Source organism: Pseudomonas sp. GOM6, assembly GCF_029537485.1.
In the GTDB taxonomy this organism is placed as follows: Bacteria; Pseudomonadota; Gammaproteobacteria; order Pseudomonadales; family Pseudomonadaceae; genus Aquipseudomonas.
In genome coordinates this window covers 280,130-286,670 of sequence record NZ_JARPUS010000003.1, presented here as the reverse complement: position 1 = coordinate 286,670, position 6,541 = coordinate 280,130, and the positions used below count along the sequence as shown (strand labels likewise).

At 58.6% G+C, this 6,541-nt stretch carries 3 protein-coding genes; all 3 read right to left on the bottom strand.

All coding sequences use genetic code 11. The features are described 5' to 3' along the window. Nucleotides 1–373 precede the first annotated feature (373 nt). On the bottom strand, nucleotides 374–1,432 hold the full coding sequence (locus tag P7A97_RS05920; protein ID WP_277689011.1) for a RelA/SpoT domain-containing protein: 1,059 nt from the start codon (nucleotides 1,430–1,432) through the stop codon (nucleotides 374–376). A gap of 75 nt (nucleotides 1,433–1,507) precedes the next feature. Beyond that, nucleotides 1,508–2,752 (bottom strand): ribonucleotide-diphosphate reductase subunit beta, encoded by a 1,245-nt coding sequence (locus tag P7A97_RS05915; protein WP_277689010.1) that lies wholly within the window; start codon nucleotides 2,750–2,752, stop codon nucleotides 1,508–1,510. A gap of 397 nt (nucleotides 2,753–3,149) precedes the next feature. Beyond that, nucleotides 3,150–6,026, bottom strand: a complete 2,877-nt coding sequence (locus tag P7A97_RS05910) for a ribonucleoside-diphosphate reductase subunit alpha (protein ID WP_277689009.1) — start codon at nucleotides 6,024–6,026, stop codon at nucleotides 3,150–3,152. Nucleotides 6,027–6,541 lie beyond the last annotated feature (515 nt).

The window sequence follows — 6,541 nt, the reverse complement described above, 5'->3', positions numbered from 1 at the left end:
AGGGAAGTCTGGCCGCAGGCCAGACCCGGATGTCGGGGTGCCCTTCTCTTTGGTTACTTTCTCTTGGGCAAACAAGAGAAAGTGACTCGCCGTAAGGGCGAAAGGGGAAGGTTCGTTCAGCGCATTGGCTTAGAAAATAAATCTGTCCCCTTTTTCTCTCTCTCCTTTCTGGACGGATGGCTCCGACGCTCCGCGTGGGAGCCTAGCCGGTGACGCTACGGAGCTGAGTGTGCGAAGTAGCTCAGGTGGACGCGGAGCGTCGAGGGCGGCATTCCCACGCGGAGCGTGGGAACGATCAGAAAAAGGGGATGCATCAACCTGCTCCCCATCCTCTCAGTGATACGTGCGATTTCCGGTTTATGTGATTTGCTAGTTAGCCTTCAAGGCCAATTAGCTTTTTGCTCTTTAGTACTCTTTTTCCGGAAAGCTTCTGAAGTCCACTTTCCATCAGGGTGATAAAGTCGCGTGCATCAGAGAAGTAGTTTTTGTATGCGAATTTTACCTCTTCGCTTGAGTCTGCGCGAACTAGGACAATGTCGTGGTCGGGGAAGGATTTTTCTAGTTCAAATAGCTCTCTGAGAGCTTCTGTTGCATCTCGATATGTCTTTATCTGTAAGTCGCCTGACTTTGAAAAAAGTAATATAGTGTTTCGGTTGCTTTTCACGTCTTTATCTGCTGCGCTTAATCCTCGTAGCATGTTCATGAGTGCAAGACTTTTGTCTAGTTCTATAAATGAATTGACTAGCTCTTTATCTGTAAGCTCGGGTAGTGGCCCCTTGTTGCTTTCGTGTGCCCTTGCAAGTACTTCGCTTGCTAGTGCCATTGCATGCTGATAGCGATCGTCGCCTTCTTGGAATTTTGGCTGACTTTCAGTTATGAAGCCAATTACTTCGACTGCAGTCGCCCAGGCATGCTGAATGTGGGTTCTGTATTGAATTTCTACATACAGTCCACGTAAATGGTTGCCAGCAGGAGAGTTCACGTCGTACTCGTAGACGTCGTGAATTCCTCTGTACCCAGTATTTTTTGGGTTTTTTATGTAATCGTACTTGTCGGTTTCGTTCCTGCGTTTGTGCTTGAAGCGCGCGGAATGAAATGCTTTCCTGAATTTATAGAGTTCTTCGCAGGTTGGAAAAATTAGACGACAACCCGCAATGTCGTCCATGCGTGATAGCTCCATCTTTGGTAGGCGAAATAACTTTCCAAAGATTGTGTTTCGACGCTTGTGCCTCTGCGCTACAGCTATCTTGGTTCCGCGGGTTCTGTTTCTAAGAATTGCTTGAAATGTATTGAGTACGGGGCGGTGTGCGGCACGCCATGTTTCAATTGTTAGTAGGTCTTCATTGTTTGCTTCAGTACTGCGGACTCGTGCTCCCGCTTTGTTTACACGGGATTTTGATCCGCCAGGATATGTGGGTTTATCCTCGTCCATATTTCTTCCTTAAAATAGTTGTACGGCGGAAACTAAGAGGGCGACCTTTATGTCGCCCTCTTACTTCAGTAGATATCAATCCCAGCTCAACGCCCCACCAGTCTGATACTCAATGACGCGAGTCTCGAAGAAGTTCTTCTCCTTCTTCAGGTCCATGATCTCGCTCATCCACGGGAACGGGTTGGTCGTGCCCGGATATTCCTCTTTCAGACCGATCTGCGTCAGACGACGGTTGGCGATGAACTTGAGGTAGTCCTCCATCATCGCCGCGTTCATGCCCAGTACGCCGCGCGGCATGGTGTCACGCGCGTATTCGATCTCCAGCTGAGTGCCCTGCAGGATCATCTGGGTCGCTTCGTCCTTCATCTGCGCGTCCCACAGATGCGGGTTCTCGATCTTGATCTGGTTGATCACGTCGATACCGAAGTTCAGGTGCATGGACTCGTCGCGCAGGATGTACTGGAACTGCTCGGCGGTGCCGGTCATCTTGTTGCGGCGGCCCATGGAGAGGATCTGGGTGAAGCCGCAGTAGAAGAAGATGCCTTCCAGTACGCAGTAGTAGGCGATCAGGTTGCGCAGGAACTGGCGGTCGGTTTCCGGGGTGCCGGTCTGGAACTGCGGGTCGGAGATCGAGCGGGTGTACTTCAGGCCCCAGGAGGCTTTCTTCGCGACCGAAGGAATCTCGTGGTACATGTTGAAGATCTCGCCTTCATCCATGCCCAGCGACTCGATGCAGTACTGGTAGGCGTGGGTGTGGATCGCTTCCTCGAAGGCCTGGCGCAGGATGTACTGGCGGCACTCGGGGTTGGTGATCAGGCGGTACACGGCCAGTACCAGGTTGTTGGCAACCAGGCTGTCGGCGGTGGAGAAGAAGCCGAGGTTGCGCATGACGATGCGGCGCTCGTCTTCGCTCAGGCCGTCCTTGCTCTTCCACAGAGCAATGTCGGCGTTCATGTTCACTTCCTGCGGCATCCAGTGGTTGGCGCAACCATCCAGATACTTCTGCCAGGCCCAGTCGTACTTGAAGGGTACGAGCTGGTTGAGGTCGGCGCGGGCGTTGATCATCTGCTTGTCGCCGACGTGGACGCGGGCGCTGGCGCCTTCCAGGTCGTCGAGGCCTTCCTGGATGTCCAGGTCGTTCAGCGCCTTCTTGGCGCGGGCGATGGCGTCGGAGTCGTTGGCGTCAACGGCACGGGCCTGCTCGACGGAGCCGGCGGCTTCGTCGTCGAGCTTGTCGGCCGCGGCGGCCACGATAGGAGCGGCAGGCTTGGCAGCCGCTTCGGTGGTGTCTTCCTTATCGAATTCGTCCCAGCTGAGCATGGTGGTCTCCTGCTTGGTTCTCATGGCCGCTGTTGGGTGGCCTGTATGAATGTCCAGTAATTCTGATTATGTTCCGTTGCGATCTGCACGCAAGGGTTAAACCCTGCCACCCGTCGGTGGCACCCAGGCCCGCGAGGCGGGCGAGGGGAGTGTTCGTGGGGGAGGGCTGGCGCTGGGCCTGGGTCCCTCACCCCTAGCCCCTCTCCCAGGAGGAGAGGGGAAACAAGCTGTTCGAGTGGCTTGTGGCTTTGACCAGGCCACTCGGTGCAAGCGCGAAGCTGAGCGAGTGAGCGCTAGGCGCCTGGCAGGTCCGAGCCCCTGAGCGTGCTAGTGCACGTGATGGGGGCGGACTTGCCGGGCAACAACGCGGGCGCCGCTCAGATTCGCGCGGCCCCCATTACTGACAGGCTTCGCAGTCGGGGTTGTCGATGCTGCATGCTTGCGGCACCGCTGCCGGTGCAGCGAAGTTGCCTTCGTCAATCGCACCACTGGACACGGCGTTGAGCTTGCCGGTGTTGATGGTGGATTTCTCGGTGCTGGTGGCGGCCAGGGCACGGAGGTAGTAGGTGGTTTTCAGACCACGGTACCAGGCCATGCGGTAGGTCACGTCCAGCTTCTTGCCCGAGGCGCCGGCGATGTACAGGTTCAGCGACTGGGCCTGGTCGATCCACTTCTGGCGGCGGCTGGCGGCGTCGACGATCCACTTGGTTTCCACTTCGAACGCGGTGGCGTACAGGTCTTTCAGGTCCTGCGGGATGCGCTCGATCTGCTGTACGGAGCCGTCGTAGTACTTCAGGTCGTTGACCATGACGCTGTCCCACAGGCCGCGGTTCTTCAGGTCGCGCACCAGGTAGGGGTTGATCACGGTGAACTCGCCGGAGAGGTTCGATTTCACGTACAGGTTCTGGTAGGTCGGCTCGATGGACTGCGACACGCCAATGATGTTGGAGATGGTCGCGGTCGGCGCGATGGCCATGATGTTCGAGTTACGAATGCCTTTCTTCACGCGCTCGCGGATCAGCGCCCAGTCCAGGGTCTCGGTCAGGTCGACGTCGATGTACTTCTGGCCACGCGCCTCGATCAGGATCTGCTGGGAGTCCAGCGGCAGGATGCCCTGGCTCCACAACGAGCCTTCGAAGGTGCTGTAGCTGCCGCGCTCGTCGGCCAGGTCACAGGAAGCCTGGATGGCGTAGTAGCTGATCGCTTCCATGGACTTGTCGGCGAACTCGATGGCCGCGTCGGAGCCGTAGGCAATGTGCTGCAGGTACAGGGCGTCCTGGAAGCCCATCAGGCCGAGGCCGACCGGACGGTGCTTGAGGTTGGAGTTACGCGCCTGCGGCACGCTGTAGTAGTTGATGTCGATAACGTTATCGAGCATGCGTACAGCGGTCTTCACGGTGCGGCCGAGTTTCTCGGTGTCCAGCTTGCCGTCGACGATGTGGTTGACCAGGTTGATCGAGCCCAGGTTGCAGACCGCGATCTCGTCCTTGTTGGTGTTCAGGGTGATCTCGGTGCACAGGTTGGAGCTGTGGACCACGCCCACGTGCTGCTGCGGGCTGCGCAGGTTGCACGGGTCCTTGAAGGTCAGCCACGGGTGGCCGGTCTCGAACAGCATGGACAGCATCTTGCGCCACAGGTCCTTGGCGGCGATGGTCTTGTACACCTTGATCTTGCCGTAGCCAGCCAGGGCTTCGTAGTACTCGTAGCGCTCTTCGAAGGCCTTGCCGGTCAGGTCGTGCAGGTCAGGTACTTCGGACGGGCTGAACAGAGTCCACTGGCCGTCGTCGAACACGCGCTTCATGAACAGGTCCGGAATCCAGTTCGCGGTGTTCATGTCGTGGGTACGGCGGCGGTCGTCACCGGTGTTCTTGCGCAGTTCGAGGAATTCCTCGATGTCCAGGTGCCAGGTTTCCAGGTAGGCACACACGGCGCCCTTGCGCTTGCCACCCTGGTTCACGGCCACGGCGGTGTCGTTGACCACTTTCAGGAACGGAACCACACCCTGGGATTTGCCGTTGGTGCCCTTGATGTAGGAGCCCAGCGCGCGCACCGGCGTCCAGTCGTTGCCCAGGCCGCCGGCGAATTTCGACAGCATGGCGTTGTCGTGGATGGCGCCGTAGATGCCCGACAGGTCGTCCGGCACGGTGGTCAGGTAGCAGGAGGACAGCTGCGGGCGCAGGGTGCCGGCGTTGAACAGGGTCGGGGTCGACGCCATGTAGTCGAACGAGGACAGCAGGTTGTAGAACTCGATGGCGCGCTCTTCGCGGTTCTTCGGCTCTTCGATGGCCAGGCCCATGGCCACGCGCATGAAGAACACCTGCGGCAGTTCGAAACGGATGCCGTCCTTGTGGATGAAGTAGCGGTCGTACAGGGTCTGCAGGCCCAGGTAGGTGAACTGCTGGTCGCGCTCGTGGTTGATCGCGGCACCCAGCTTGGCCAGGTCGTAGTCCTTCAGCTTGCTGTCCAGCAGCTCGAACTCGACGCCTTTCTCGACATAAGCCGGCAAGGCCTTGGCGTAGAGGTCGGCCATTTCGTGGTGGGTGGCGCTGCTGGCGATGCCGAGGAAGGTCAGGGCCTCGGCGCGGATGTTGTCCATCAGCAGGCGGGCGGTGACGTAGGAGTAGTTCGGCTCGCGCTCGACCAGGGTGCGGGCGGTCATCACCAGGGCGGTGTTGACGTCCTTCTCGGCCACGCCGTCGTAGAGGTTCTTCAGGGTTTCGCTTTCGATCAGCGCGCCGTCGACTTCGGCCAGGCCTTCGCAGGCTTCGCGGATGATGGTCTGCAGGCGGCCCATGTCCAGCGGCTGCACGCTGCCGTCGGCCAGGGTCACGCGAATGCTCGGGTGCGGCTGGGCCACGTCGCTGCCGGCACTGGCCTTGCGCTTGCTGGCCTGGGCTTCGCGGTAGATCACGTAGTCGCGGGCGACCTTCTGCTCGCCGGCGCGCATCAGGGCGAGTTCGACCTGGTCCTGGATTTCTTCGATGTGGATGGTGCCGCCGGAGGGCATGCGACGCTTGAAGGTCGCGGTGACCTGCTCGGTCAGGCGGGCGACGGTGTCATGGATGCGCGACGAAGCGGCGGCGTTACCGCCTTCAACTGCGAGAAAGGCCTTGGTGATCGCGACGGTGATCTTGTCGTCGGTGTACGGCACCACGGTACCGTTGCGTTTGATCACACGCAGCTGACCGGGGGCCGTGGCGTTCAGCTCCTGGCCGGCATCGGCAGCCTGCGGCGCAACGGCCTGCGGGTTCTCGCGAGTTGTGTCGATCTGCATGGGGGTCTCCCGTCTCCATTTATTAGTAGGGCACTGTTCAACGGAGGGTGTTCCGCCAGACAGTTGGCCACAGCTTTATTTCGAATTTCGTTTCCAATCAGCCACGCCACCGGAACCGGCAGGATCGGTATGCGCGTACTACAACAACAAGGCAGGGGGCGGACTCAAGCGCCTCCGTGGCCTAAGTCAAACATCACGGCAATCTAAGCCGTGACCACAATACCTAGTGGTGTGCCCCTCGTGGGCTACAACCGCTATCGCTCGGGTCGACAACCATTACGACCCTGGTTCGAGGCCCGGCAGACAAGTCCGAGCTGGTGTGAAACGGGTTGCGATACACCGGGTGCGGTCAACGAAAGGACCTTCTCGACATTCATTCTTCTAGTGTCCGGTGATCTGGCTTTAACCCAATATGTAGTGGGTCATCGCTATGGAGATACAAGATAATGCGCTGCTGGGGGCAATGCAAGGTGACGTGTCGAGAATAAGCTGTGGATAAATTGTGGGTCTTTTGT

What these genes read in the sequence shown, in the direction of transcription:
- P7A97_RS05915 (WP_277689010.1), bottom strand. Translation starts at nt 2,752, where the DNA reads ATGCTCAGCTGGGACGAATTCGATAAGGAAGACACCACCGAAGCGGCT.
- P7A97_RS05920 (WP_277689011.1), bottom strand. Translation starts at nt 1,432, where the DNA reads ATGGACGAGGATAAACCCACATATCCTGGCGGATCAAAATCCCGTGTA.
- P7A97_RS05910 (WP_277689009.1), bottom strand. Translation starts at nt 6,026, where the DNA reads ATGCAGATCGACACAACTCGCGAGAACCCGCAGGCCGTTGCGCCGCAG.